25 protein-coding genes and 2 pseudogenes are annotated in these 25059 nt (G+C 73.2%); 15 read left to right on the forward strand and 12 right to left on the reverse strand.

Going from position 1 to position 25059, the window contains the following annotated elements; all coding sequences use genetic code 11:
• A pseudogene (locus ABVB68_RS02390) lies at positions 1 to 167 on the reverse strand (RNA polymerase sigma factor SigF); the annotation flags it as partial.
• Positions 168 to 724: 557 nt separating this feature from the next.
• Between ABVB68_RS02390 and ABVB68_RS02395 the strand changes: the two are divergent.
• The 6 genes from ABVB68_RS02395 to ABVB68_RS02420 all read left to right on the forward strand — a co-directional run bounded on the left by ABVB68_RS02395 (position 725) and on the right by ABVB68_RS02420 (position 5496).
• Entirely contained in the window at positions 725 to 928 is a 204-nt protein-coding gene (locus ABVB68_RS02395; protein ID WP_004986771.1) for a cold-shock protein, read from the forward strand.
• Between the two features lie 231 nt (positions 929 to 1159).
• Entirely contained in the window at positions 1160 to 2653 is a 1494-nt protein-coding gene (locus tag ABVB68_RS02400; RefSeq protein ID WP_353599157.1) for a DEAD/DEAH box helicase, read from the forward strand.
• Between the two features lie 47 nt (positions 2654 to 2700).
• Positions 2701 to 3036, forward strand: a complete 336-nt coding sequence (locus ABVB68_RS02405) for a CBS domain-containing protein (RefSeq protein ID WP_353599158.1) — start codon at positions 2701 to 2703, stop codon at positions 3034 to 3036.
• A 62-nt stretch (positions 3037 to 3098) separates the two neighbouring features.
• Positions 3099 to 3437, forward strand: coding sequence for an SCO5918 family protein (locus ABVB68_RS02410; RefSeq protein ID WP_353599159.1), 339 nt, complete (start codon positions 3099 to 3101; stop codon positions 3435 to 3437).
• Positions 3438 to 3772: 335 nt separating this feature from the next.
• Positions 3773 to 4123, forward strand: coding sequence for a helix-turn-helix domain-containing protein (locus ABVB68_RS02415; RefSeq protein ID WP_353599160.1), 351 nt, complete (start codon positions 3773 to 3775; stop codon positions 4121 to 4123).
• A gap of 359 nt (positions 4124 to 4482) precedes the next feature.
• Complete coding sequence (locus tag ABVB68_RS02420) at positions 4483 to 5496, forward strand: bile acid:sodium symporter family protein (RefSeq protein WP_353599161.1); 1014 nt, start codon at positions 4483 to 4485, stop codon at positions 5494 to 5496.
• 444 nt (positions 5497 to 5940) lie between these two features.
• Here the strand turns inward: ABVB68_RS02420 and ABVB68_RS02425 are convergent, their stop codons facing one another.
• Positions 5941 to 6870: a M48 family metalloprotease gene (locus tag ABVB68_RS02425; protein WP_353599162.1), complete on the reverse strand. Its 930-nt coding sequence runs from the start codon at positions 6868 to 6870 to the stop codon at positions 5941 to 5943.
• Positions 6867 to 7238: a BlaI/MecI/CopY family transcriptional regulator gene (locus ABVB68_RS02430; protein WP_353599163.1), complete on the reverse strand. Its 372-nt coding sequence runs from the start codon at positions 7236 to 7238 to the stop codon at positions 6867 to 6869. The genes ABVB68_RS02425 and ABVB68_RS02430 overlap by 4 nt, the downstream gene beginning before the upstream one ends.
• A 126-nt stretch (positions 7239 to 7364) precedes the next feature.
• Here ABVB68_RS02430 and ABVB68_RS02435 point away from each other — a divergent pair, with 126 nt between their 5' ends.
• The 5 genes and pseudogenes from ABVB68_RS02435 to ABVB68_RS02455 form a co-directional block, all read left to right on the forward strand.
• A complete protein-coding gene (locus ABVB68_RS02435) occupies positions 7365 to 8033 on the forward strand; it encodes a DedA family protein (RefSeq protein WP_353599164.1) in 669 nt (222 codons plus the stop codon).
• On the forward strand, positions 8030 to 8635 hold the full coding sequence (locus tag ABVB68_RS02440; RefSeq protein WP_353599165.1) for a phosphatase PAP2 family protein: 606 nt from the start codon (positions 8030 to 8032) through the stop codon (positions 8633 to 8635). The genes ABVB68_RS02435 and ABVB68_RS02440 overlap by 4 nt, the downstream gene beginning before the upstream one ends.
• Entirely contained in the window at positions 8632 to 9420 is a 789-nt protein-coding gene (locus tag ABVB68_RS02445) for a phosphatase PAP2 family protein (RefSeq protein WP_353599166.1), read from the forward strand. The genes ABVB68_RS02440 and ABVB68_RS02445 overlap by 4 nt, the downstream gene beginning before the upstream one ends.
• On the forward strand, positions 9374 to 10066 hold the full coding sequence (locus tag ABVB68_RS02450; protein ID WP_353599167.1) for a response regulator transcription factor: 693 nt from the start codon (positions 9374 to 9376) through the stop codon (positions 10064 to 10066). Before ABVB68_RS02445 ends, ABVB68_RS02450 begins: the two co-directional genes overlap by 47 nt.
• Before the next feature lie 179 nt (positions 10067 to 10245).
• Positions 10246 to 10440: pseudogene (locus ABVB68_RS02455) on the forward strand (sensor histidine kinase); the annotation flags it as partial.
• A 28-nt stretch (positions 10441 to 10468) separates the two neighbouring features.
• Here ABVB68_RS02455 and ABVB68_RS02460 read toward each other — a convergent pair.
• Both ABVB68_RS02460 and ABVB68_RS02465 read right to left on the reverse strand, forming a co-directional pair.
• On the reverse strand, positions 10469 to 11260 hold the full coding sequence (locus tag ABVB68_RS02460) for a COG4705 family protein (protein ID WP_353599168.1): 792 nt from the start codon (positions 11258 to 11260) through the stop codon (positions 10469 to 10471).
• 334 nt (positions 11261 to 11594) lie between these two features.
• Positions 11595 to 11942, reverse strand: coding sequence for a hypothetical protein (locus ABVB68_RS02465; protein ID WP_353599169.1), 348 nt, complete (start codon positions 11940 to 11942; stop codon positions 11595 to 11597).
• Between the two features lie 248 nt (positions 11943 to 12190).
• Between ABVB68_RS02465 and ABVB68_RS02470 the strand changes: the two genes are divergently transcribed.
• Positions 12191 to 12640, forward strand: a complete 450-nt coding sequence (locus ABVB68_RS02470; RefSeq protein ID WP_353599170.1) for a DUF1931 family protein — start codon at positions 12191 to 12193, stop codon at positions 12638 to 12640.
• A 36-nt stretch (positions 12641 to 12676) separates the two neighbouring features.
• Here ABVB68_RS02470 and ABVB68_RS02475 read toward each other — a convergent pair whose 3' ends face one another.
• Both ABVB68_RS02475 and ABVB68_RS02480 read right to left on the reverse strand, forming a co-directional pair.
• Positions 12677 to 13951, reverse strand: coding sequence for a hypothetical protein (locus ABVB68_RS02475; protein WP_353599171.1), 1275 nt, complete (start codon positions 13949 to 13951; stop codon positions 12677 to 12679).
• 145 nt (positions 13952 to 14096) lie between these two features.
• On the reverse strand, positions 14097 to 14876 hold the full coding sequence (locus ABVB68_RS02480; protein WP_353599172.1) for a VOC family protein: 780 nt from the start codon (positions 14874 to 14876) through the stop codon (positions 14097 to 14099).
• A 291-nt stretch (positions 14877 to 15167) separates the two neighbouring features.
• Between ABVB68_RS02480 and ABVB68_RS02485 the strand changes: the two genes are divergently transcribed.
• The gene (locus ABVB68_RS02485) at positions 15168 to 16190 is read left to right on the forward strand and encodes an SCO2400 family protein (RefSeq protein WP_503006005.1); all 1023 of its coding nucleotides are present in this window, start codon (positions 15168 to 15170) and stop codon (positions 16188 to 16190) included.
• A 740-nt stretch (positions 16191 to 16930) separates the two neighbouring features.
• On the opposite strand, the gene ABVB68_RS02490 is transcribed toward ABVB68_RS02485, so the two are convergent.
• The 3 genes from ABVB68_RS02490 to ABVB68_RS02500 form a co-directional block, all read right to left on the reverse strand.
• Positions 16931 to 17887 (reverse strand): MIP/aquaporin family protein, encoded by a 957-nt coding sequence (locus ABVB68_RS02490; RefSeq protein ID WP_353599174.1) that lies wholly within the window; start codon positions 17885 to 17887, stop codon positions 16931 to 16933.
• Between the two features lie 84 nt (positions 17888 to 17971).
• Positions 17972 to 18637 carry an SDR family NAD(P)-dependent oxidoreductase gene (locus ABVB68_RS02495; protein ID WP_353599175.1) on the reverse strand — a complete coding sequence of 222 codons (666 nt, stop codon included), beginning with the start codon at positions 18635 to 18637 and terminating at the stop codon, positions 17972 to 17974.
• 353 nt (positions 18638 to 18990) lie between these two features.
• Positions 18991 to 19674, reverse strand: coding sequence for a DUF6445 family protein (locus ABVB68_RS02500; RefSeq protein ID WP_353599176.1), 684 nt, complete (start codon positions 19672 to 19674; stop codon positions 18991 to 18993).
• A gap of 274 nt (positions 19675 to 19948) precedes the next feature.
• Here ABVB68_RS02500 and ABVB68_RS02505 point away from each other — a divergent pair, with 274 nt between their 5' ends.
• Complete coding sequence (locus ABVB68_RS02505) at positions 19949 to 20689, forward strand: DUF4142 domain-containing protein (protein WP_353599177.1); 741 nt, start codon at positions 19949 to 19951, stop codon at positions 20687 to 20689.
• Between the two features lie 30 nt (positions 20690 to 20719).
• Here the strand turns inward: ABVB68_RS02505 and ABVB68_RS02510 are convergent, their stop codons facing one another.
• On the reverse strand, positions 20720 to 22366 hold the full coding sequence (locus ABVB68_RS02510; protein ID WP_353599178.1) for a glycoside hydrolase family 13 protein: 1647 nt from the start codon (positions 22364 to 22366) through the stop codon (positions 20720 to 20722).
• A gap of 105 nt (positions 22367 to 22471) precedes the next feature.
• A complete protein-coding gene (locus ABVB68_RS02515; RefSeq protein ID WP_353599179.1) occupies positions 22472 to 23440 on the reverse strand; it encodes a nucleoside hydrolase in 969 nt (322 codons plus the stop codon).
• Positions 23441 to 23923: 483 nt separating this feature from the next.
• Between ABVB68_RS02515 and ABVB68_RS02520 the strand changes: the two genes are divergently transcribed.
• Positions 23924 to 24706: a hypothetical protein gene (locus ABVB68_RS02520; RefSeq protein WP_353599180.1), complete on the forward strand. Its 783-nt coding sequence runs from the start codon at positions 23924 to 23926 to the stop codon at positions 24704 to 24706.
• Positions 24707 to 25059: the final 353 nt, after the last annotated feature.

A 25059-nucleotide genomic window follows, 5' to 3' on the forward strand; every position in this document is an offset into this window, starting at 1 on the left:
TTGCGCGCATAGCTGTACTCCGCCGTGCCCTCCTCCAGCACCGCCAGCTGATCGAAGAACAACCGCGACAACTCACGGGCATCCTTCGGCGCCACCCGGGAGGGATCGCACACCTCCGGCAGCTCCGCCGTGCCCCTGTCCGCCGCGACCGTGCTCGCGAGCTTCATCATGCTTCCCTCCCATGGTTGAACCGGCCGGCCCCGCCGGCCGCCGAAGCGGCTGACGCGCCTGCGACTACCCCCTCATCCTGCATGCATGCCTGCTCCGTGCACGAATCGACAGCGGTCCGACCCGGCCCTTTCCCGCCTCCCGGCCGTGCCGGACCGCCGTCGCCCTCCGCACGGGGGATGTGACCTTCATCGCGGGGTGGGGAGCCCATGAGCCTCAGCCGTGGTGCGGTCCGCCGACGGCGGTGGCAGCGGTACCTCTCCCATCCGTCGAGGCCATAGGGCTGTGGCGGAAGCGCACGGCAGGAAGACCCACGCCCGCGGAGAGCAATACCTGTGCCCGTGAAATGAGAATTAGGTGCGGTGCACGGCAAGTATTCCTCGGCCGCCGACCGGAGCGGAATTATCGACCGTGCCAGGCCGATCGCAGCGTGCTACTGTCGATCTCAGTTGCAGGTGTGGTTGCCAGAAGGTTCATTTCCGACGGGGTAATCATCACGGCGACCGGGAATCCGCACAGGGCGAATTCCCGACACCGTCTCCGAAGGAGAAATGACATGGCTACAGGCACCGTGAAGTGGTTCAACGCGGAAAAGGGCTTCGGCTTCATCGAGCAGGACGGCGGCGGCGCCGACGTCTTCGCCCACTACTCGAACATCGCCGCCCAGGGTTTCCGCGAGCTGCTCGAAGGCCAGAAGGTCTCGTTCGACATCGCGCAGGGCCAGAAGGGCCCGACGGCCGAGAACATCGTTCCGGCCTGACACCAGCGCCGACGCATACTTCGCAGCTGGGGCCCGCACCTTTGGGGTGCGGGCCCCAGCTCGCTGCGTTTCGGGGCACGAACGGAAAGCCTCCACCGCGCCACCGGCCGGTGCCGCATCACCCGTTCGGCCCGACCCGGCCCCCATCGACTTCGGCTCGTCTCGAGATTCTCTGCGCCGCTCATCTGCTGCGGGAATTCCTTGCTACGCGCCCACCAAGGAAGGTCCCGCATGAAGCGTGCCCGCACACCCCGCACATATGACCGCCTCGCAGGAGGCTCCGGAGCCGAGCGCTCCGGTGGCCCGCGCCGTTCCAAGGGTTACGGAAACCGACAGGCGGGACGGCCCGTACAGGGCGAGTTCGCGCCGCCGCGGACGATCACGCCCGCACTGCCGGCCGTCGAGTCGTTCGCCGACCTCGCCATGCCGGCGCCGTTGCTGGCCGCGCTCGGCCACGAAGGCGTCACCGTGCCGTTCCCCATCCAGGCGGCGACCCTGCCGAACTCCCTGGCCGGCCGTGACGTGCTCGGCCGGGGCCGCACCGGCTCGGGCAAGACCCTCGCCTTCGGGCTGGCGGTCCTGGCCCGCACGGCGGGCCGACGCGCCGAGCCGCGGCAGCCGCTGGCCCTGGTCCTCGTGCCCACCCGCGAACTCGCCCAGCAGGTCACCGACGCGCTCACCCCGTACGCCCGCGCGGTGCGGTTGCGCCTGACCACCGTGGTCGGCGGGATGTCGATCGGCAGGCAGGCCGGTGCGCTGCGCGCCGGGGCCGAGGTGGTCGTCGCCACGCCCGGGCGGCTCAAGGACCTCATCGACCGGGGCGACTGCCGGCTGCACGACGTCGCCGTCACCGTCCTGGACGAGGCCGACCAGATGACGGACATGGGCTTCATGCCCCAGGTCACCGCGCTGCTCGACCAGGTGCGCCCCGGCGGGCAGCGGATGCTGTTCTCGGCCACCCTGGACCGCAACGTCGACCTGCTGGTGCGCCGTTACCTGACCGACCCGGTCGTCCACTCCGTCGACCCGTCGGCGGGCGCGGTCACCACGATGGAGCACCACGTGCTCCACGTGCACGACACGGACAAGCACCGGACGACCACCGAGATCGCGGCGCGCGACGGCCGGGTGATGATGTTCCTCGACACCAAGCACGCCGTGGACCGGCTGACCAAGCACCTGCTGAGCAGCGGTGTCCGTGCGGCGGCCCTGCACGGTGGCAAGTCCCAGCCGCAGCGCACCCGGACGCTGGCGCAGTTCAAGAGCGGGCATGTGACGGTCCTGGTGGCGACCAACGTCGCGGCGCGCGGGATCCACGTCGACAACCTCGACCTGGTCGTCAATGTGGATCCGCCCAGTGACCACAAGGACTACCTGCACCGCGGCGGTCGTACGGCCCGCGCCGGCGAGTCCGGCAGCGTCGTCACCCTGGTGACGCCCGGTCAGCGTCGGGACATGACCCGGCTGATGGCTTCGGCGGGCATCACCCCCCAGGTGGCCCAGGTACGTTCGGGCGAGGCGGAGCTGAGCCGCATCACCGGTGCCCAGGCCCCGTCCGGCGTCCCGGTCGTCATCGCCGCGCCGGCCGTGGAACGTCCTCGCGGCGCGTCCTCCCCGGCCCGGGGCGGCCGCGGTCGCCGGGGCCGCGCCGGACAGGGCCGGCCCGCCGGTGAAGCGGCCCCTCGCAGGGCGCAGCGGCGGACCAGCTTCGGCTCGGCCGCCTAGAACCACGGTGATCGCAAGCCGAACCCCCCTTCTGGCAGGAGGCACTCATGACGCCGGTTCAGACGCAGCACCCCGCAGTGGATCCCTCCCCCCGAGCCGTGTCCGACGGCAGGGACGCGTCCGGACCCCGGGTCAGTGACGACATGACGGTCGAGGGGGCTCTCTCCCTCATGGCCGGTGCCCGTGTCGACCACCTCGTCCTCTGCGACGGGGACGACGAGAGTACGGGCCTGATCACCCTGGCCCGGCTCGCCGTGCTCCGCGACAGCCCGGCCTACACGGACCGGATCCGGCTGCGCGACGTACTCGCCGGACCGTTCACCGCGCCCGGCGCCCCCGGTGAGCGTGGCCCGACCGCGAACCTCCCGGCCCTCGCCCGCTGATCCACCCGGCCCGGTCGGTCCGTCCGTCAGCCGTGCTCCTTCTTCCTTCGCTGTGAGGCACCATGCGCTGTGTCATCGCCCGGTACCCCTTCGAGCTGACCAAGAGCGGGGTGATCGCCTCGATGAAGGGCGTCACGCCCGAACTCGTCACAGGTGAGTCCGTGACCATCGGCCGCCGCCGCTACCCGGTCAAGCAGGTGGGCCAGGTCATCACCCGGCAGGACCGCCGCGACTTCGCCGGCGGCGAGGTCGTCCGGGCCATGACCCGCCTCGGCTTCACCTGCCACGATCGCCTCAAGACCGCGCCGGTGGGTGTCCCCACTCCGTTCTCGGCCGCGTCGTCGGCTCTCGGAGGCACGGCTTCCCCGAAGCTCGGAGGCACGGCTTCCCCGAAGGGGTGAACACGCGCGGACAACCGCCACCAGAGACCCGGTGAGGGCCCTGCCGACGCGCGTCGGCAGGGCCCTCACCGTCGTGTCGCGGCCTCGGCGCCCGCCACCCGCCTTCCCGGCCGCCCGGCCCGGGGAGTTCCCGGTCCGGGTACCGCAAGACCGCGGAACGGATGGTGGTCCCCGGTCACGCGGCCGCGACCCCCGTGCCCCTGCCGCTGCCGGGCCGGGCAGCGGAAACGGAAGGTCGGCACAGCGCGAAGGCCGACAGATGGTGTTCAATTTCCTTCGGGGCCCTGGTGCCGTACGGCACCGGGGCCCCTCGACGCGTTGCACAACGAGGTGACATGGCAGCAGATACCCCACTCAACGATCATCTGGACGACGACGACTACCCCGCGTACACCATGGGCCGGGCCGCCGAGATGCTCGGCACCACCCCCGGCTTCCTCCGGGCCATCGGTGAGGCCCGTCTGATCACTCCGCTGCGCTCGGAGGGCGGACATCGCCGGTACTCCCGCTACCAGCTGCGGATCGCCGCGCGCGCCCGCGAACTCGTGGACAAGGGGACCCCGATCGAGGCCGCCTGCCGCATCGTCATCCTCGAGGACCAGCTGGAGGAAGCCCAGCGCATCAACGCCGAGTACCGCCGTGCCGCGAACGAGGCGACCGGCGGCTCCCGTCCCGGCCCGGACTGATCGGGCGGGCGTGGGCGGGGCGCCCCGGACATGTGCCGGAGCCGAGGAGGCCGGCCGGCTGGGGCCCGGTCAGGGTGCGTACCCGGTGGGCCCGCCGGGGTCCCCTGTGGCCCGCGGTGTTCCGGACCGTTCGAACCCGTCCGGACGTCATGGCGAACGGCCATGCCGGTGATTACCTGAACATATCCGGATCCGCGCGTGGTGATCACTCCCCGCACGCGGCCCGTCCGAGCACGATGGCCTCATGCACCACCAGGAGCCCGGCCCGCGCATATCGGCGTCCCGTCCCGCCCCAGTCCCTGTGACGGAAGAAGGCCGCCATCCACCCCCCGGCTGTTCGCCGACCCCCGCTCGAGCGCGTGACGAACTGGCTGCGCCGCCGCCTCGGCCGCGTCATCGCCCTCTCCTACGCCGCCGCCCTGCTGCTGCCGGGACCCGGTCTGTGGCTGCGCCACCCGCACCCGGTGCAGGTGGCCGGCGCGGCCCTGCTGACACCGGACACCGCCTCGCTCCTGCTGTCACTCGTGCTGTTCTCGGCCGGGCTCCAGGTGCCCGTGCGCGAACTGGGGCGCGTGCTGCGGCGCCCCGGGGCGGTGCTGGCCGGGCTCACCCTGCATGTGGCGATTCCGCTGCTGGTCGTGCCGTTCGTCGCGTTGCTGCTACGCCGCACCCCTGACACCGACGGCGGCAGCGGCCTGCTCACCGCGATGATCATCGTGGTGGCGATGCCCGTGGCCGCCGGTGCCACCGTGTGGACCTCCAAGGGCGACGGCGACCAGCCGACCATGGTCGGACTCGTCCTGGCCTCCACCCTGCTCAGCCCCCTCACCACCCCGCTGCTGCTGACGATTCTGGCGCCGCTGCTCAGCGGCGGCTACGCCCGCACGCTCACCGACACCAGCCGCTCCGCCCACAGCGGACTGACCCTCGCCACCGTCGTCCTGCCCTGCGCCGCGGGCCTGCTGTGCGCGCTCGCGCTGCCGCCGGGGCGACGCGACCGCCTCCTGCGGGCCGTGGTGCCGTCGGCCATGGCGGGCTCACTGCTCCTGACCTACGTCAACGCCAGCGGCGCCCTCGGCTCCGTCCTCGCCCGGCCGCGCCCGCTGCTGTTCGCCGCCGCGCTGGCCGTGGCCGCCCTGGTGTGCCTGCTGTCCTTCGTGCTCGGCCGGACCGCCGCCTGGCTGCTGCGGCTGGACGCCCCCGTGGCCTCGTCGCTGACCCTGGCCTGCGGCATGAACAACAGCAGCGCGGGCGCCGTGCTGCTGACGGCCTCGCTGCCCGACAAGCCCCATCTCCTGCTGCCGGTCCTGGCCTACGGGCTGCTGCAGAAGACGGCCGCGGGCCGGGTCGTCGCCGGGCTCCGGCCCGCCTGACACACGGCCGGGTCGTCGCAGGGCTACGGCCCACCCGGCACACGACCGGTTCGTCACCGGGCTCCGGCCCACCCGGCACACGACCGGGTCGTCACCGGGCTACGTCCCACCCGACACACGACCGGTTCGTCACCGGGCTCCGGCCCACCCGGCACACGACCGGTTCGTCACCGGGCTACGGCCCACCCGACACACGACCGGTTCGTCACCGGGCTACGGCCCACCCGACACACGACCGGTTCGTCACCGGGCTCCGGCCCACCCGGTACACGGCCGGTTCGTCACCGGGCTCCGGCCCACCCGACACACGACCGGGCCCGCGGTTCGCGCCGGGTGCGGTCGACCGGCGTCCCCGTGCCCTCGCTCACCGCCGCGGCCGGTCCCCTCGTACCGGACCGGCACCGGCACGGTCCCGCCGCTCGGGGTTCGCCGGGTACCGGGCGGTCAGAGGCCCTTCTCGCCCTGGGCGATCTCGACCTGGTGGTGGAAGTCGACGACGCCGGCTGTTCCGGCGGCGACGGACAGGAGCGCGCAGACCACGAGGAGGAGGGCGGTGCAGCGCGCGGCGCACGGGCGCCCCTGGGCGGGCTGGAGGAGGGCCGCGACCCGGCGCGGGACAGGGCCGGTGGTCGCCGCGGGGGCGAAGTCGGGGCGGGCGGAGGGGGAGGAGTGGCTGGCGAGGGCGGCGCGGGCGATGGCCGTGGCGATGAGGCGTCGGTCACCGAGGGCGGTGGCGGCGGCCTCGTCGGCGGCCCGCTCGGCGGCGAGCCGGATGGTGTCGTGCACCGCGCGCAGGGCGGGGTGGCAGTGGGCGGCGAGTTCGGCGGCGGCCAGGAAGTAGTGGTGGCCGGCCCGGTTGTGGGCGCGTTCGTGGGCGAAGAGGGCCTCGCGCTCACCGGCTCCCAAGGTGCGCAGCATCGCGGTGGTGACGACGATGCGGTGGGGCCGTCCCGGCAGCGCGTACGCGTCCGGGTGGGGCGATTCGACCACGCACAGGTCACCGGCGGCCGGACGGCGGTCGGCCTGTGCCCGGGCGGCGCGGAAGGCGCGGACCTGCCGCAGCGCCGAACGCGCGAGGGTCCAGAGGCTGAGGGTGAGCACTCCGGTGGCCGCCGTGGCCGCGGGCAGCACGACGTAGTCGGCGGGCGTGCGAAGGGGGTGGATGAGTTCCCCGAGGGCGGCGAGGGCCGGGAACCTGAGCAGTCCGGTCAGGACCAGGGCGCCGAGGGCGGCGACGCAGGTCCCCGCCAGCGTCAGGGCCGAGGCGGTGAGGACCCACAGTGCGGTGGCGGGTGCCAGCCGGTCGAGGGCCCGGCGGGCCAGCGCCGGCGCGAGGACGGGCAGGACGAGGGGCAGGAGCAGCAGGGCGGTCATCGCTCGTCACCGTCCAGGAGCTGGCGCAGCAGTTGCTCGTCGCCGGGGCTGAGCTGGGCGACGAAGCGGGCCAGGACGGTCTCCCGGTCGGCGTCCCGGTCGAGTTCGGTGTGCATGCGCAGGGCGGTCAGGCCGGGGGCGTCCTGCACGGGGAGGTAGGCGTAGCCGCGGCCCTGCCGCTCACGGCTGACGACACCCTTCTCGTGCAGCCGGGTCAGGATCGTCGCCACGGTCGTGCGGGCCAGGCCGGAGCCGAGTTCGGTCTGCACCTCCGCGGGCGTGAGCGGGGTCCCGGCGGCCCACAGCGCGGCCATGACGGCGGCCTCCAGTTCGCCGGCGGGCCGTCGCTCGTCCCTCGCATCCGCCATGGGAACGTTCCTCACTCCCGCATCATCTACAGTCACGTAGACTGTCTACAGAATTGTAGTCGCTTGTCGGGCGCCTCCGTTGCGGCGCGTCCGGCGGTGCGGACGCACGACGAAAGGGCCTCGACGATGACCACAGCCATGCACCTATCGTCGCAGCTCGCTGTCAACGTGCTGGATGCGCGGTCCCTGCTGGCCGCCTTCGGCGTGCTGGGCGTGGGTGTGGTGCTGTTCGCCGAGACCGGGCTGCTGATCGGTTTCTTCCTGCCGGGCGACTCTCTGCTGTTCACGGCCGGTCTGCTGTGCACCGGCACCGCGGACCGCGGCCTGAAGCTGTCGCTCGGCCCGCTGCTGGTCGCCGCGGCGGTGGGGGCGCTGGCGGGTTCGCAGTGCGGGTACCTCCTGGGCCGCAGAGCGGGCGGCGCCCTGCTCGCCCGCAGCCGCTCGGGCCGCCTGCACGAGGGGGCGAAGCGGGCCGAGGAACTGCTGGGGCGTTACGGGCACGCGAAGGCCATCGTGCTGGCCCGCTTCGTGCCCGTGGTGCGCACGGTGCTGAACCCGATGGCGGGCGCCCTGGGGGTGCCGGCCCGGACGTTCACCGTCTGGCAGGTGGCCGGTGGCCTGGTGTGGAGCCTCGGGCTCACCCTGGCGGGTTACGCACTGGGCTCCTCCGTGCCGAACGTGGACCGGTATCTGCTGCCGATGGTCGCGGTGATCGTGGCCGTGTCGTTGATTCCGGTCGCTTCCGAGGTGTACCGCTCGCGGCGCGCGGCGAAGACCAAGGCGGCCCGCGGATGATCCTCGCCTTCGACGGCTCGGCCCTCGACGGGCCGGCCTACTCCGACGTGGTGGACCTCGCCCGCCGCTCTCCCGGGTGGCTGGACGACGCGGTGTCCGCGTGGTCGACGTACGGGCTCGCCCTGTTCGCCGTTCTCATGGTCGTCGGCTGGTGGCGCGCCCGCCGGGTGAGCGCCCTCGCGTCGCTGACGGCGCTCGCCGTGCCGTTCGTCGTGGTGGTGACCTACGCAGTGGATGCGGGGCTGAAGCTGCTGGTGCGGGAGGACCGGCCCTGCCGGAGCCTGCACATGGCCACCCTGGAGGCATGTCCGGCGCCCGGCGACTGGTCCTTCCCCAGCAATCACGCGGCCATCGCCGCCGCGGCGGCGGTCGCCCTGCTGTTCGTCTCCCGCCGGCTCGGCGCGGTCGCCGCCGTGGCCGCCGTCGCGATGGCGGCCTCGCGGGTCTGGGTCGGCGCCCACTACCCCCACGACGTGGTGGCGGGAATCGTGGTCGGTGCCCTGACCGTGCCGCTCGTGATGCCGGCACTGCGCAGGCCCGCGGAGGCCCTGGCCCCGCGGCTCACGGCCACCCGCCTGCGTCCCCTGCTGGTGGCGTCGTGAAGCGCGACGACGTCGCCGAACTGGCCGGCAGCTGCGGCCTCGGCGCATGGACGGCGTTCGGCGTGCTGACCATGGTCATGGTGGGCGGCGACGGCGCCCCGCTGTTCGCCGACGGCGACCTGCTCACCTGGTCCGTCGCCCATCGGCCGGACGGTGCCGTGGCGATCGCCCGCGCCCTGACCGCCACCGGTACGGGCGTCGTCCCGTACGCCCTGGCCGTGCTGGCCGGGATCATCGCGGGCCGCACCCTCCGGCAGCGCGCGCTCGCCGCGGCGCTCTGCCTGGCCTGCCTCGCGACCGGCCAGGCCCTGCGGTACGGGGTGATGACCTTCGTCACCCGGCCACGACCGCCCCGGACGGACTGGCGCACGCATGCCTCGGGGTGGGCGTTCCCGTCCGGTCACACCACCACGGCGGCCCTCGCCGCGGGGCTGCTGATCATCGCCGTCGGGCTGCGCGGCCCGCGTGGCAGGACCCTGTTCGCCCTGGTCATCGGCGGCTGGGGCGTCCTGGTCGGGCTGTCCCGCGTCTACCTCGGGGTGCACTGGTTCACCGACGTCGTCGGCGGCTGGCTGTTCGCCCTCGGCTGGCTGGGCGTGTGCCTGTGCGCCGTGTGCAGCCGGCTGCCCGGGCGGACGGCCCCCGGCACGGCGCGGGCGGACGGAACGCCCGCGGCCGAGGGACCGGCGGGCACAGCGGAAAACCGGACGGACTCGGCACGCGAGCGGCGGGAGGACCATGCGCCGGACGATCCTGGTCGTCGAGGACGATCACGCCCTGCGTGACGTGCTGGTGCGCGGACTGCGGGAGGAGGACTTCGACCCCCTTCCCGCGCCGGACGGCGCCACCGCCCTGCGGCTGGCCACGGCGGACGTCGCCGCCGCCGTGCTCGACATCGGGCTGCCCGACGCGGACGGGCGGGACGTGTGCCAGGCGATGCGCGCGAACGGGTTCCGCTCTCCCGTCATCTTCCTCACCGCCCATCACCGGCTCGCCGACCGGCTGTCCGGGTTCTCGGCCGGAGGCGACGACTACCTGCCCAAGCCGTTCCACCTCGCCGAACTCGCGGCCCGCATCCGGGCGGCTCTCAACCGGGCCGCGCCACCGCCGGCCGCCACGGCGGGAGACCTGACCCTGGACGCCGTCCGGCACGTGGCCGACGTCCGGGGCACCCGGATCGATCTGACACCGACCGAGTTCCGTCTCCTGGCCGCGCTCATGGCGGCTTCCGGCGCCCTCGTCAGCCGCCGCGACCTGGTCCGGGCGGGCTGGCCCGAAGGCGCCCGGGTCCACCACAACACTCTCGACCAGTATCTGACCCGGCTGCGCCGCAAGCTGCGCGAGGCGGGCAGCGACCGGACGATCGGCACGGCCCGTGGGGTCGGCCACCGCCTGGCACCGGCGGAGCGCACGACCGCGCACGGCCCGTGAGCGCCCTGCTCCACCGTCCGGCCCCGCGCACACTGCGCGTGGCCGTCTCTCCCTCGTGGCCCTCGTCACGGCCACCCTGCTGGTACCGGTCCTCACCGTCGCCTTCGACGCGCCGGCCCGCAACCGTCTCGCGCACCAGGCGGACGACGAACTGCGCACCCGGCCCGCCGCCGTCGCGACCCGGCGTACCGCCCTCGTTCGCCGGATCACTCTTCGAGCCCGGTCGACGTGCGCAGCCCCACGACGGACACGACGGAGCGGGCCTGGGGCTGCCGCCGGCACGCCGCCTGGCCCGCTCCGCCGGTGGCGAGGTCACCTACGACGGCGGGCATGCGCCCGGTGCGCGCTTCGTGGTCGGCCTGCCGGCCGGATGACGGTGGCTCCGCCCGGTGGGCGGGGGCGTCACGGCCTGGCGTCGTGCCGGATGTCCTTGCGGGAGACGGCCAGGTAGCCGACGAAGCCGAGGATGGCGACCGTCCAGGAGGCCGTGACCGGTCCCAGGCCGAGGCCGAGCCCGCCCCTGTGGTGCCCGAGGGCCATCCAGTCGGCGACGGACGCGCCGAGCGGCCGGGTGATGACGTAGGCGGACCAGAACGCGACCACCGCGTTCATGGCGCCCCGGCGGTGGGCGACGGCCGGAACGGCGATCGCGGCGCCGAACGCGACGGCGGAGCCCAGGTAGCCGAGGCCGACCGTGGCGGTCAGGTCCCCCGCCGCGGTACCCAGCGCGAACGTGGCGAGGACGCACGCCCAGTAGAAGGCCTCCCGGCGCCGGGTGTGGATGCTGTGGATGGACAGGGTGCCCTCGCTGCGGTGCCAGAGGACGAAGACGGCGGCCAGAGCGGCCATGAAGAGCGGAGTCGAGAGCGTGTACGGCACCGCGAGGCCGACGTGCAGGACGTCGGCGGCCATCGTGCCGAAGACGCTGACCATGACGATCGCCGTCCAGTAGATCCAGGCCACGTAGCGCCTGACGGCGAACTGCACCGCCAGGGAGACCGCCAGGGCGACACCGCCGAGACCGACGGCGGGGATCGGTCCGAGCACATGGGCCAGGAAGTCGGACGCCGTCTCGCCCATACCGGTCGTCAGCACCTTGATGATCCAGAAGTAGACGGTCACCTCCGGAACCTTGCTCGCCGCGGATCGGACGTGGCCCGCGGGCCGGTGGTGAATGAGGTGATCGGTCGTCATGGCCCGCACGATGACACGGCACCCGGCAGGCGTCCCAGACCTCTTTGCCAGAGTTTTGGTGCTTCTGGTGCTTGAGTTGCCCAAGGGTCGTACGAGCCTGAACGCAACCTGAACGGGCCGGCCGATGTGCTGGTCAGCGACGTGCGGCCGGTGATACGGGTGCCTTCACCCACGCTCCGGAGGACCTACCCGCGGGAGCGACCACGTGCCCGCCGCTGGTCTGGGCGACGGGGGCGATGCGTGCCGGGGGCGTAGACCACCGCGGCCTCCCGGCGCGCCCGGCTCAGGTCCCGGATCGTGCGGCCTCCCGCGCGCCGCACGAACCCGCGACGCCTCACGCGAGCTCCTCCAGCATCCCGTGCACATGCGCCACGGCGCGTTCGATGTCGGTGTACTTGTACTGACCGGCGCGCGACTCCGCGGAAAGGATTCCGCAGCGGTGGACTTTCTCGAAGTCGCCGTAAGGGAACTTGTACCGGCCCTTGTTCTCCACGTCCTGTTCGTCGTCCACACCGAGGTACCACTTCTGGTATTCGCCGAGGCCGTGCTCCTCGAGAAAGTCGTTCTCCTGCTTGGCGGAGGGCCGGTGCTCGCTCCAGGCGTCCCGGTCGTCGAGGACCACCCGGCGCTCCTTGACCAGCTTCTTCGCATGATCGAAGGCCTGCCTGTTCAGCTTCACCATGACAAGGTCGACACCTCCCGCGTCGTGCCTGTACCCGGGCTCCCGGAATTCCCCTCCGGCCGTTTCCACGCTACCCAAAGGGGCGTCGCCCGCGGCTTCCAGAGTGTAAATTCCGGCGAATACCCGCGGTTTTCTCCTGGCAGGTGAAAAGCGTGCCGCCGCGTTGGTCCTGGCATGCGCAGGCAGCTCGTGGCGCCCCTCTGCGACCCTTGGCCGGGCGATCGTCCATCGATGAGGAGGCGAGGGGTATGGCCGTCATGGGGGTGTCCGCATTCGAAAGGTTCTTCCGCGCGGCCGCGAGTCTCGACGTGGACAAGAACGACCTGAAGCGTTACAGCGACTTCGTGGACGGCAAGCTCTACGATCTCCTGATCGTCGCGCAGGCCGCGGCCAAGGCGAACGACCGGGACATCGTCGAACCGTGGGACCTGCCGATCACCAAGGGGCTCCAGGAGAGCATCCACCGGTTCCGGCGGCTCGACCAGGAGGTGGACATCAAGCCCATCCTCGAGCAGCTCGCCACGCACCCCCCGCTCGACCGGGCGCCGACCGAGGAGACCGAGGCCCGCTACCCGGAGATCCTCGGCGGCTTGAGCGTGGCTCTCGCCGAGACGTTCAGGATCGTCTTCCCGGACGTCAAGAATCCTCAGACGCAGCACTGGGAGACCGTCACGAAGATCTTCGACCTCCTGCTGTAGCTCCCGCGCGCGGCGTCGGCACAGGGCGGTGCCGGGTCATGCCGCCAGGAACTCGAGGACGGCCAGCAGGAACAGCAGGCACAGGGCGGTGCCGACCACCACCCAGCCGGTGGGGTACGGCCACAGCAGGTAGGCGAGCAGGGACGCGGCCACCAGGACCCAGGTGATCCAGGTGCGGTGCCGGCGTACGTAGGGGCCGACCGGTCCGGTCCGCAGACCGGCGCGCCCGGCGGTGGCGCGGACGGCGCCGATGCCGGAGGTCCACAGCCGCCGTGCGAGACGCGCGTACCGGCCCGGGCCGGCCAGCCAGGCCGCCAGGGCGATGACGACGCCGAGGACCACGACCATGCGCACGGTGGTCTGCAGGAGACGGGTCAGCGCGTCGTAGACGGCGGCGGCCGCGCCCTGGGAGACGTCGGCGGGCAGCCGGTCGAGGTAGATCGCGCGGAACACACGCAGCGCGACGCCGAGGATCCCGGTGGCGACGGCGACGCCGAGGGAGCCCGCGACCAGGGCCCGGCGCCGCCGGACCGAGAGCAGCACGCCCGCGGCGACCAGCACGACGGACAGCACCGGCAGCCAGTTCCCGGCGAGTTGGAGCAGCCGTACGTAGGTCTTGACCTTGCCGATCTGATCGGACCTGACGAGGGTGAAGTCGGTGTGCACCGCGGGGATGTGCGCGGCGACGCCCAGGCCGGAGTCGACGAGACGCTGCTTGACCTGCTCCACGAGAGGGCCGATGTCGAGCGTGACCGCGTCGTTCTTCAGCTGGACGGCGCCGCCGCCGCTGCCGGTGAGGGCCTTGTCCAGGGAGCTGTGGACCTTGCGGTTGGCGTCGGTCCAGACGGTCTTGAAGACGTCCGACGCGGCGACCTCCCGCGCCTTGTCGTGGACGAAGCTGCGTACGGCACCCTGGAGCGCGTCGCCCAGTCTGCCGCCCAGCGCCTTCTCCAGTCGGGGCCGGTCCTGCGGGGCCACGTCCGAGAGGAGGGCGGGCAGGTCGAGGTGGCTCATCAGCGCGTCGGTGGCCCGGTCGGCGACGGCGTTCTGCACGTCGGGGTCCGAGGCGAGGGGGGCGACCGTGGCCACGTAGCGGTCGGTGTCGCCCACCTGGTCGGCCGCCCAAGCGGCGACGACGGAGAGCGGGGCGAGGACGCATCCGAGGACGATGAGCACCGCGGCGAGGAGAGACCTGACGCGATGCCGGGGCGGGCGGGCGCGTTCGCCCTCTAGCGCGGCCACCCGTGCCCGTAGTTCCCCTATCTCGGACCGCTCCGAGGGATCGTCCGGTCGTGCGCTGCCGTCCGCCACAAGTACCTCCTCGCGGGTGCGTCCCTCTGTCCGTCGGCCGACTCCTGTGTCTGCCAGCCGACTCCTGATGGGGCGCAGGCGCGAGCGGAAGTACGCCGTTCAGGCTCCCGGGCGCCCGGTGCGGGGGTGTCCGGGTGCGGTGCGCTCAGGCCGCCGCCTGGCGGGGGTCCGGCCTCAGCACGGCGAACACGGCTCCGGCCGGGTCGGCCAGCCACGCGATGCGGCCGACGTCGGGCACGTTCGCCGCGGGCATGAGCACCGTCCCGCCGTTGTCCGCGACGGCGACGGCGACGGCGTCCGCGTCCGCGACGGCGAAGTACGGCACCCAGCGCGCGTCCTCCCGGCCGCCCTGCAGCGGAGCCACACCACCGAAGGCGCCCTCCTGCTGGTCGCCCTCCCCGATGCTGAGCACCTGGTACGTCATGCCCGGCGCCCGCAGCTCCTCGGCGCGCCAGCCGAACAGCCCCCGGTAGAAACCGATCGCGGCCTGCGGGTCGCCGACGTGCAGTTCGACCCACACCAGCGTGTTGTCCTCGGAGGCCGTCTCCAGGCCCTGACGGGACTGCAGCAGGGCGAACCGCGCGCCCTGCGGGTCGGTGACCTGGGCCATGGAGACCGCGCCCATGGTCACGGGTTCGGCGCGCAGCGTGCCGCCGGCGGACACCACGTCACGCACGGCGGCGTCGACGTCGTCGGTCCGGAAGTACGTCATCCAGGCGGACGCGGCGCCCTCTTCGGACAGCGGCCCGACGGCGGCCACGGTCCTGCCCTGCCGCTGGAAGTAGCCGTAGCCGCCCGCCTCCGGACCGGCGGACACGAACCGCCAGCCGAACACCGCGCCGTAGAACGCGACGGCCGCGTCCGTGTCGGGGCTGCCGAGGTCGATCCAGTTGGGCGATCCGGTGCGGAATTCTGTGCCGAGCATGCGCTTCCTCCTGCCGGTCCGGTGCGGAGCCGCCCGTCACTATGCCGACCCGCGGTGCGGGGCACGCCGTGTCCACCCGAACGCCCCGGCGGGTTCACCCGGCCGGGGACGGGACGGGCCGGCACGAACGACGGACGCACAAGAACCCGGGAATCTGCGCAGGAGCGGCACATGGGCTGCACACAGCCTTGGGAAAGGCTCGTTAGCGTGACTATCGCTCGATCCCCTGTGCGAGCGACCAGGCCGCGGCCCCGACGGGCCGACGGCGCAGTCAACTCAGGAAGACCGCGCATGGACTACTGCTCCTCGTGCCGCCGCCACCTCAACGGCGCCCTGGTGTGTCCCGGATGCGGCGCATACGCCCCGGACATCGCCCCGTCCGGCACGGGCCGCCCCGGCGAAGCGCGCCGGACCGCGGGACCGGCGCGGACGGAACCCACGCGGACGGGACCGGTGTGGCCGGACGCGGGGTGGACGGATCCGGTGCGGACGGACTCCGTCTCCGCCGTGACCGCACCCGGAGCAGCGGACCCCGTCGACGGCACCTGGTTCAGCGGTTCGCCGACCGTCGCCTGGGATCCGGCCGTCGCCGTGGATCCGGCTGTCGCGGCGAAGCAGGATGCCGTGTCGGAGCCGGATGCCGCGTCGGACGGGGGCGGCGGGGACGCGGAGCCGGCCGCCGATGTCGTGGACGCGCCTGCCGCGCCGCGCGGGCGGGCGGCACGGCGCCGTCAGATGGCCCGCTGGAAGAAGAGCCGGCGCCGAGCGGCGGTGGCCACCGCCGTCGCGATCGTCGGAGGCGGGCTGACCGTCGCCATGACGGACCGGAGCTCCGCCGACCGGGCGCAGGCGGCGACCGCGCCGGACCACAGGAGCATGGACGTGGCCGAGGCGCCCTCGGCCGGATCCTCCAGAACTGCCCCGACGCCGCCCACCCCGCACCACCCGGCGCACCCCGGCACCCCCGCCGGACAGTCGCCCGCCGGCAGCGCGCCACGGCAGCAGCCCCTCCCGGCCGTCCGGGGCGCGGCCACACCGGCCACCCCGCACACGGCCGCACCGGCCGGCGCGCACCCGGCGTCGCCCGTCACCCGTCCGGACAGCGCCGCGCCGTCCCGGCCGATCGTGCCGAGCACCGCCCCGCAGCACACCGGCGCACCGGCCACCGCCGACACAGCCCCCACCGGCACCGGTACGGCCTCGACGCCCGCCGGCACCGACGGCGGCAATCCCTCCGGCACGCAGGCGACCTCCCCGGCCCCGGCGTCGACCTCACCCACCCAGCTCTGCCTGGTCCTGGTGTGCCTGGGCTGACGCCTCGGGCCCCTGCCGCGGCGCCCGGTGCCGCGGAGGGCGCGGCGGTGACGGGGGAACGGAGCGCGGAACACCGGCCACCCGTCCACGTCAGCCGACGCGCACCCGGAACGCCGGAGCCGAGGGCCGCCGAGCACCGACGGCCTTGCCCGCGACGGGCGTTGGCCCGCCCCGCACCGGCATTGCCCCGCCCGGTGCGGGCGTTGACCCGCTCGGTGCGGACGTTGGCCCGCTCCGTACCGGCGTTGGCCCGCTCCGTACCGGCGTTGACCCGCCTCGCACCGGCATTGCCCCGCTCGGTGCGGACGTTGCCCCGCCCCGCACCGGCGTTGACCCGCTCGGTGTGGACGTAGGCCTGCTCCGTACCGCCGTTGGCCCGCTCCGTGCGGGCCTCGGCGTGACATGGCGCGTGCCGCCCTCGTCGAGGCGGCTGTGTGTCAGGCGCCGGTCCCTGCGGACCAGTACCGCCGTCATCAGGCCGACGACGGCGAAGGCCCCCGCCAAGGGCGCGAGGAAATACACCATCGGCCGCTCTCCTCTCCCCCTTGGCGGGGTCCCCGTAGTGCTCCCCGGAGAGGATGGTGCGCCGGGAAGCCGCCTCCGCGCATTGCAGGATCCCGGCAGTTTTCACCGGGTACCGCATGCCGGACGCCTCCCCCGAAGCACACCGCGAGGGGATAGGTCCTGTCTGACAACTCGCGTCGTCACCCGAAGGGCGGTCGCGCATTGTCAGACAGGGCCTAGTACTCCTCGTCCTCGTCGACCGTCCGGACCGGCCGGGACCGGCCGGGCTCGGGCAGTTCGGCCAGTTCCCTGCGGACGACCAGCACATCGCCGATGAACAGGTCGTAGACCAGGATCCCGACGACCCCGCCGACCAGCGGTCCGACGATCGGGATCCACCAGTAGTCGCTGAACACGCCGGGCACGCTGCCCGGGAACGCCAGACTGTCCCAGCCCGCCGCGTAGGTGAACAGGCGCGGCCCGAAGTCACGTGCCGGGTTGATGGCGTAGCCCGCGTTCGCGCCGTAGGACATGCCGATCGCGGCGACGACGAGGCCCACGACCAGCGGCGCGAGGTTGGCCTTCACGGCCTGGTTGCGCAGATCGAGGATGGCGGCGATCAGCATGAGCAGGAAGGCCGTACCGGTGATCTGGTCGATGAGGGGCCCCCAGACGCTGCCGTGGAAGTAAGGGGCCGGGAAGGTCGCGAAGATGGAGAACGTGGTGTTCGTGTGGCCGTTGACCTTCGGGCCCACCACCGTCTGGTCGAAGGTGTCGATCGCGTTGTGGTAGACGAGATAGACCAGGGCCGCCCCGGTGAGGGCGCCGATGACCTGGGCGCACCAGTACGGCACGACCTTGGCCCAGGGGAATCCGCGGCGCACGGCCATCGCCAGGGTCACCGCCGGGTTGAGGTGGGCGCCGCTGACGCCGCCGGCGACGTAGACGCCGAGCATGACGGCGAACGCCCAGCCCCAGGTGATGAGCAGCCAGTCACCGGCCGCCAGGAAGATCGTGGTCGGGGTCGCGGCACGGCCCGAGCCGGGCAGCGCGGCCACCGCCATCGCGACCACACCACAGCCGAAGGAGATGAGGACGAAGGTCCCGAGGAACTCCGCCAGGCACTCGCCCAGCAACCCGCCCCGGCTTCTGAGCCGGGACGGCTTGATGAGCGTAGGGATTTCGACAGCCATTAAGGCCCCCTAGGAAGAGAGCAATGCGGCCAATGGCACCATATTGGCCCATAAAGTCACTCCACGCAGACTGACAGGACTCCGTCAGCTGTCGAGGTCGTCGGCGTAGTGCCGGAACCCGTGCCGGTTCCGGTGCATGCCCCACAGGCTCTCCGCGAGCACCGCCGGGTCCTTGCGCGGGTGGCCGGCCACGATCGCCCCGGGGATCACGAGCTGCGCGACGTGGATGCCCTCGTCCGCGAGCCGCTCGTGCAGCAGATGCGCGTACGCGCTCTCCGCGGCGAACGCGATCGAGGTACCGGCCCGCTCGGGATGGGGCACGGCGGCGGTCCCGCCGTTGACGAAGAGGATGGTCCCGTGCCCGAGCCGGCGCATTCCGGGCAGCACCTGCCGTACGGCGGCGACGGGCCCGTACACGGAGAACTCGACGGGCCCCACGAGGTCCCGGTGCCCGGTCTCCAGCACGGGCCGCATGAAGTCCCGGTGCGGGACGGGGCTGTACTGCAGCACCTCGAAGGGCCCGAGGACCCCGGCGGCCTCCTCCAGCACCCCGGCCAGCTCCTCGGGCCTGCGCACGTCGGCGGCGAAGCCGCGCGCGGTGATCCCCTCGCCCGCGAGGCCTCCGGCGAGCGCGTCCAGCCGCGTCCGGTCCCGGGCGACCAGGGCGACGTCGTAGCCCTCCCGCCCGAACCGGCGCGCGACGGCGGCCCCCAGTCCGGGCCCGGCACCCACGATGGCGATGCTGCTCATGCCCAGCATCCGTACCGCACGGGCCGGCCGTACACACATCCGGAGCACGATCCCGCCGCCCCGACGGCCCAACGCTCCGACCCGGCGCCCGACGATCCGCCGACCCGACGGCCGCCGGGCCCTCCCCACCGCCGCGACCCGACACGGCTGACGCCGCCGAGACCGCGGAATCCGCTGAGACCGCGGAAGCCGCTCGGACCGCTGTCACGCCGCCGGCATCGCTCAGGCCAGGCCGCTGTGACACCGCCGGCACCGCTCAGGCCAGGCCACTGTCACACCGCCGGCACCGCTCAGGCCAGACCGCTGTCACGTCGGCGCCGCTCAGGCCAGGCCGCTGTCACGTCGGCGCCGCGTCAGGCCATCCAGAAGAAGACCGCCGTCATGCGCTTGTCCGCCAGCGTCCGGCCGGTGTAACCGGTCGCACTGTGCACGAGGTTGGCGTTGTAGAGGAGCAGGCGGTTGTAGCGGTGCGGGACCCGGACGTCCTCCTCGAAGGCGTCCGGTGACACGAAGCGGGTGCCGAGGGCCTCGACGAGGTTGTTGTGCGGGGGCTGGACGACGTTGCCGCCGAGCCGGCCGCCGGGCAGGGACTGGCGGTAGAAACTGGTCCCGCAGTCCTTGGGCACGTCCGGGTTGAGATACAGCACGGCCGCGTACCGGCACAGCGCCCGGGAGTCGGTGTGCGGGCGGGGCTCGCTCTCGCCCTCGCCCACCACCTGGACGCAGTTGTGATTGAGCGTGCCGCCGCCGGGCGCCTGCTGCACCCACAGGTCCCGGGCACCGGTCGACTTCTTCACCAGCCGCTCGACGCGGGCGAGTTCGGCCGGCTGCAGGCCCGGCATGGCCCTCAGACCCGGCCAGGACTCGGAGGTGTAGGGATGCCCCTCGACCCAGTCGTCCTTGGCCAGGCACCGCTCGCGCACGGCGTCCGCGTCCGGCAGGACGTCGTCCAGCACCCAGTAGTCGCGCCCCTTGGTGGGCTTGCGGTAGGGCAGGACGGGGAGCGCCGCGGGCGGCCGCGGTGGCTGTGGGGGCATGCGCTGAAATCTAGGGCCGCGTCCGATCCGGCTTCTCCCCGTGGCGGGCCAACCTTTGCCCAACCGTTCGCCATGACCACCAACAGCCGGCAACGGGGCCGCCCACCGGGTTTCCGCGCCTTTTACCCGGGAGGCCGAGACGAATCGCCGTCCCGTCCGTACTGCTGTGTGTCCGAACCGCCCACGCCGTCACGGTGGGCGGATCCACGACCGGGCAGGAGGCACGGTGCGCTTTTCGCGGAACGCTACGGGAACGCTCTTCGTGGGCGGTGCGATGGCACTCACCCTCGTGGCACTCGCCTACCCGAGCATGCTCGGGATGAACACCGTCACCGCCTCACAGACACGGATCATCGCCCAGACCCAGTGGGGGCCGCTCACCGAGGGCGACCGGGACTTCGTGGTCAGGGTGCGGGCGGCGGGCCTGTGGGAGTACCCGCTGGGTCAGATCGGGCTGCAGAAGGGCACCTCCAAGGCGGTCAAGACGGCCAGCGAGCACCTCATCGACGGGCACGCGGCGCTGGACACCTCCTGCCGCAAGCTCGCCCCCATGCTGAACATCACGCTGCCCAACGTGGCGAGCCCGCAGCAGGAGGGATTCGTCACCCAGCTGAAGGCGGAGAGCGGCAAACAGTTCGACACCGACTTCGCCAACATCCTGCGGATGACGCACGGCTCGATCTTCAACTCCATCGCGAAGATCCGCTCCACCACCAAGAACTCACTGGTGCGCGCCCTCGCCGACCAGGCCAACAACACCGTGCTGGACCACATGACGGTGATGGAGAAGACCGGCCTGGTCGATTTCGACCAGACCATCTTCAACCAGACCACCCCGCCGAAGCTGCCCACGTCCGACCTGACCCCGCCGGCCCCGCCGGCCGGCCAGCCCGAGGTGGTCCTCACACCGCCGCCGACCGCCACCTCCACCCCGCTGGACCTGAACGCCGTGACCGGCGGCGGCACGGGCGGCGGCGCCGCCCCCGCCCCCGATCCGAGCCCGACCGTCGGCTAGGGCCAGTCCGGCGACTCGCGCCGGCAGGCCCTAGGCCAGCCAGACGGTGGTGTCCGGCGGCAGGGTCCGCGCGTCGGGCAGCGGTGCGCTGCTCAGCAGGACCTCGCCCGGCGGGAGCGGCACCGACTCGTCCGTGAGGTTCCCGACGCAGCGCCAGCCCTCGGTCCGCGTGAAGTCCAGGATCCCGGCCGGGGCCTGCGGGGTCCAGGTCAGGGTCTCGCCCTCCAGCAGCTTGCGACGCAGGCGCAGGGCGGTGCGGTACAGCTCCAGGGTGGAGCCCTCCGTGCCGGCCTGCGCCTCGACGGCGTACGCGGCGAACGACGACGGCTGCGGCAGCCAGGCGCCGCCGTCACCGAAGCCGTACGACGGTCCGGTCAACGTCCACGGCAGCGGCACCCGGCAGCCGTCGCGGCCCTTGCGGACATGCCCGGTCTGCTCCCAGATGGGGTCCTGGAGGACCTCGGTGGGCAGGTCCGCGACCTCGGGCAGGCCCAGTTCCTCGCCCTGGTAGAGGTAGGCCGAACCGGGCAGCGCCAGCATCAGCAGGGTCGCGGCCCTGGCCCGGCGCAGACCGGCGGCCGTGTCGACCGCGGGTGCGGTGCCGCCCGACAGCAGCCAGGCCGCCGGGTCGGTGCCGGGCGGGAGCATGAGGCGGGAGGCGTGGCGTACGACGTCGTGGTTGGAGAGCACCCAGGTCGCACAGGTGCCGGTGGCGTGGGCGGCGGCCAGTGCGCCGGTGATGACCCGGCGCAGCTCACCGGCGTCCCAGTGGGTCTCCAGATACTCGAAGTCGAAGGCCTGGCCCAGTTCGTCGGGGCGGGCGTACAGGGCGCGGCGGGCGGCGGGCACCCAGGCCTCGGCGACAGCGGTGCGCGGCGGGGTGTAGGCGTCGAAGACCTTGCGCCAGTCGCGGTAGATCTCGTGGACCTCGTCGCGGTCCCAGTACGGGTGGCTGCCCGGCGGGACGCACAGCAGCGCCTCCTCGCCGGTGGCGCCGACGTCGCCGATGTCCCGCAGCGGCTCGGTGAGGTCCTTGGCCAGGCCGTGGGCGACGTCGACGCGGAAGCCGTCGACGCCCCGGTCGGACCAGAAGCGCAGCGTCTTGCGGAAGTCGGCGCGTACCTCCTCGTTGTCCCAGTTGAGGTCCGGCTGCTCGGGCGCGAAGAGGTGCAGGTACCACGCGCCGTCGGGGGTGCGCCGCCAGGCGCTGCCGCCGAAGACGGACTGCCAGTCGGTGGGCGGGAGTTCGCCGTGGGCGCCGCGGCCGGGGCGGAAGACGTAACGGTCGCGGGCGGCGGATCCGGGGGCGGAGCGCAGGGCCTCCTGGAACCAGGGGTGCCGGTGCGAGGTGTGGTTGGGGACGAGGTCGACGACGACCTTCAGGCCGAGCCGGTGCGCCTCGGCGACCAGTGCGGCGAAGTCGTCCAGGGTGCCGAGGCGTGGGTCGACATCGCGGTGGTCGGCGACGTCGTAGCCTCCGTCGGCGAGTTCGGAGGGGTAGAAGGGGCTCAGCCACAGGGCGTCGACGCCGAGCGTGGCGAGGTGGGTCAGGCGCTGGGTGACGCCCCTGAGATCACCGAGGCCGTCACCGTCGGCATCGGCGAAACTGCGGGGATACACCTGGTAGATGACGGCCTGCCGCCACCAGTCGGGGTTCCTGGACGAGAGGTCTGCCATACGGGATCCCTTCGGGAAGGACGACGGTACTGAATCTGTCCACATTGCCGCGAAAGGGAACATTCGCACGTCACCGAAGGGATGACCCCCGTGTGGTGGGCGGGCCTACGGGCGCTCCACCGTGTCCAGGTACAGCTTCACGTAGCGGTCCACGTCCACCTGCAGGGCGACGTCGACGAGGGACTGTTCGCGGTGGCCCTCGTGGATCTCGGACTCCCCCGGGCGGGGGCGCCGGTCGACGAGGGTCTGGCCGCGGGCCGGGCCGGGGGCGAGGGACACCTCGACCGGCAGCAGGCGTGTGGTGATGCCCTGCGGGTCGGCGACAGCGCACACCGCGCCCGCGTCCCCGAGGCCGCCCGCCTCCTCCGCCTCGGGCGCGCCGCCCTGCGCGGTCGGCCGGTGGGCGAGGAGGTCGCCGGCCAGGCGGGTCCCGGGCTCGTCGCTCGCGCGCAGCCGGTGCACCTCGGGGCCGGGGACGACGACCTGCATGAAGACGTCGAGGCCGTACATCGTGATCGGCACCCCGGCCGTCAGCAGCACCGCTGCCGCCTCCGGGTCGTGCCAGACGTTGAACTCGGCGACCGGCGTGGCGTTCCCGGTGGCCACCGCGCCGCCCATGAACACGATCCGCTCGATGTTGCGGGTCACCTCGGGGTGGGTGCGCAGCAGCAGGGCGATGTTGGTCAGGGGCGCGGTCGGGATGAGGGTCACCGGGCGCGGAGAGGCGAGGATCTCGCGGCGCAGGAGGGTCACGGCGTCCTCGGCGGCCGCGGCCCGGGTCGGCGCGGGCAGGCCGAGGTCGCCCATGCCGTCGCTGCCGTGCACGTGGCGGGCCGAGCGGGCCGGCTCGATCAGCGGGCGCTCGGCACCCCGGCCGACCGGGATGTCGGGGGCGCCCGCCTGCTCCAGCACGGTCAGGGTGTTGCGCACCACGCCGTCCACGTCCGTGTTACCGGCCACGCAGGTGACCGCCCGCAGATCCAGGCCCGGGTGGCGTACGGCGAACAGCAGGGCCAGGGCGTCGTCGACGCCGGTGTCGCAGTCGATGATCACGGGGATGGGCTGACCGGTCACAGCGGGACTCCTTCCGACGTGCCGACCTTAGATCAGGCCGGCACGCGGCGACGGCTCCGGGGAACGCGGGCCCCGGTGACCGCCCGGGGACACCGACGGCCCGTGACGGCGGGGGCACCGACGGCCGGTGACCGCTCCGGGGCCGACGGCCCGATGACCACTCAGGAGCACAAACCCGCGTGACCGCTCGGAAGCACCGACGCCGGTGACCGCTCCGGGGCCCACGGCCCGATGACCACTCAGAAGCACAAACCCGCGTGACCGCCCGGAAGCACCGACGCCGGTGACCGCTCCGGAGCCCACGGCCCGATGACCACTCAAGGGCACCAAAACCGCGTGACGCGCCGTGGCGCGGACCCGCGTGCTCCGTGGCGGCTCACCCGGACGGACCGGAGCGCTGGTGGGGCGGTCGGGGCGGTGGTGCCGTGAGAGAAGGCACCCCCACCGGCCCCCCGACCGGCACGCAGCCCAGGAGGCACCTTGATGACCGCCGAGATACGCCCCCGTGGTCTCCTCCTCTCCCTGACAGCCGCCGGCCTGCTCGCCGTCGGCGGCTGCGCGGCCCTCGGCCTACGGCATCCGGCGACCGCGCCGTACCCGCTCCCGACGATCGACCGGGCGAGCCCGACGCCCGCGGCGTCCACCCGGGCCGACGGTTCCACGCTCAGCGACGAACAGGCGCAGGCCGCGCTCATCACCCAGTCCGACCTCGGCGCCCCCTGGACCTCGACGCGCGGTGCGGCGACCTGGCGGGACGGGTTGCTGAAGGCGGCCACCACGGCCGGGGAGTGCCAGCGGTTGCTGGACGCCCTCTACAGCGACGAACTCCTCGGCGCCCCGGCCCGGGTGACCGTCGGCCTGGACGACGCCGACACCGACGCCCAGCTGCGCTACCAGATCGGCGCGCGCCGCCCGGCGGACGTCGACCGCGCGCTGGCCTGGCTGAAGACGCTGCCCGCGCAGTGCGCCGAGTTCACGGCCACCACCGAGACGGGCCTCCTGGAGGACGTACGGGTCATGGAGGCCCCGCTGCCCGAGGTCGGGGACGCGCGCCAGGGGCTGCGCATCAGCCTCGGCACGACGGCGGAGGACGGGCAGCGGTACGTGCTCACCATGGACCTGGCCGCCGTCCGGGTCGGCGAGGACTCCTTCGCCCTCACCAACGGCGGCCTCGGCGACGTGCCGAACGACGCCACCCAGGCCGCCGTCCAGATCGGCGCACTGCGCCTGACCGACATCCGCAGGCAGGGCAGGGCCCAGGTCTGACGCACGGGGGCCCGGAACGCCGGGGCAGCGGGATGCCGAGGTGCCGCGGAGACGGGGTGCGGCGGAGACGGGATGCCGCGGAGACGGTGCCGCGGGGACGGGATGCCGTGGAGACGGTGCCGCGGGGACGGGATGCCGTGGAGACGGGGCGCCGCGGAGACGGGATGCCTGAATACCTCCGCACCCCGCACCCCGCACCCCCGCACCCCGCACCCCGCACCCCGCACCTGGGAGACTCCCCGGCACCTGTGAGACTCCCCGGCACCTGGGAGGCTCCCCGGCACCCCCGCACCGGGAGCCTCCCCGGCACGGGCGCCGGCGGGCCCGGACATGCGCGCCCGTACCGGCATGCG

The sequence above is a fragment of the Streptomyces sp. NPDC096012 genome, from assembly GCF_040426375.1.
GTDB lineage: Bacteria > Actinomycetota > Actinomycetes > Streptomycetales > Streptomycetaceae > Streptomyces.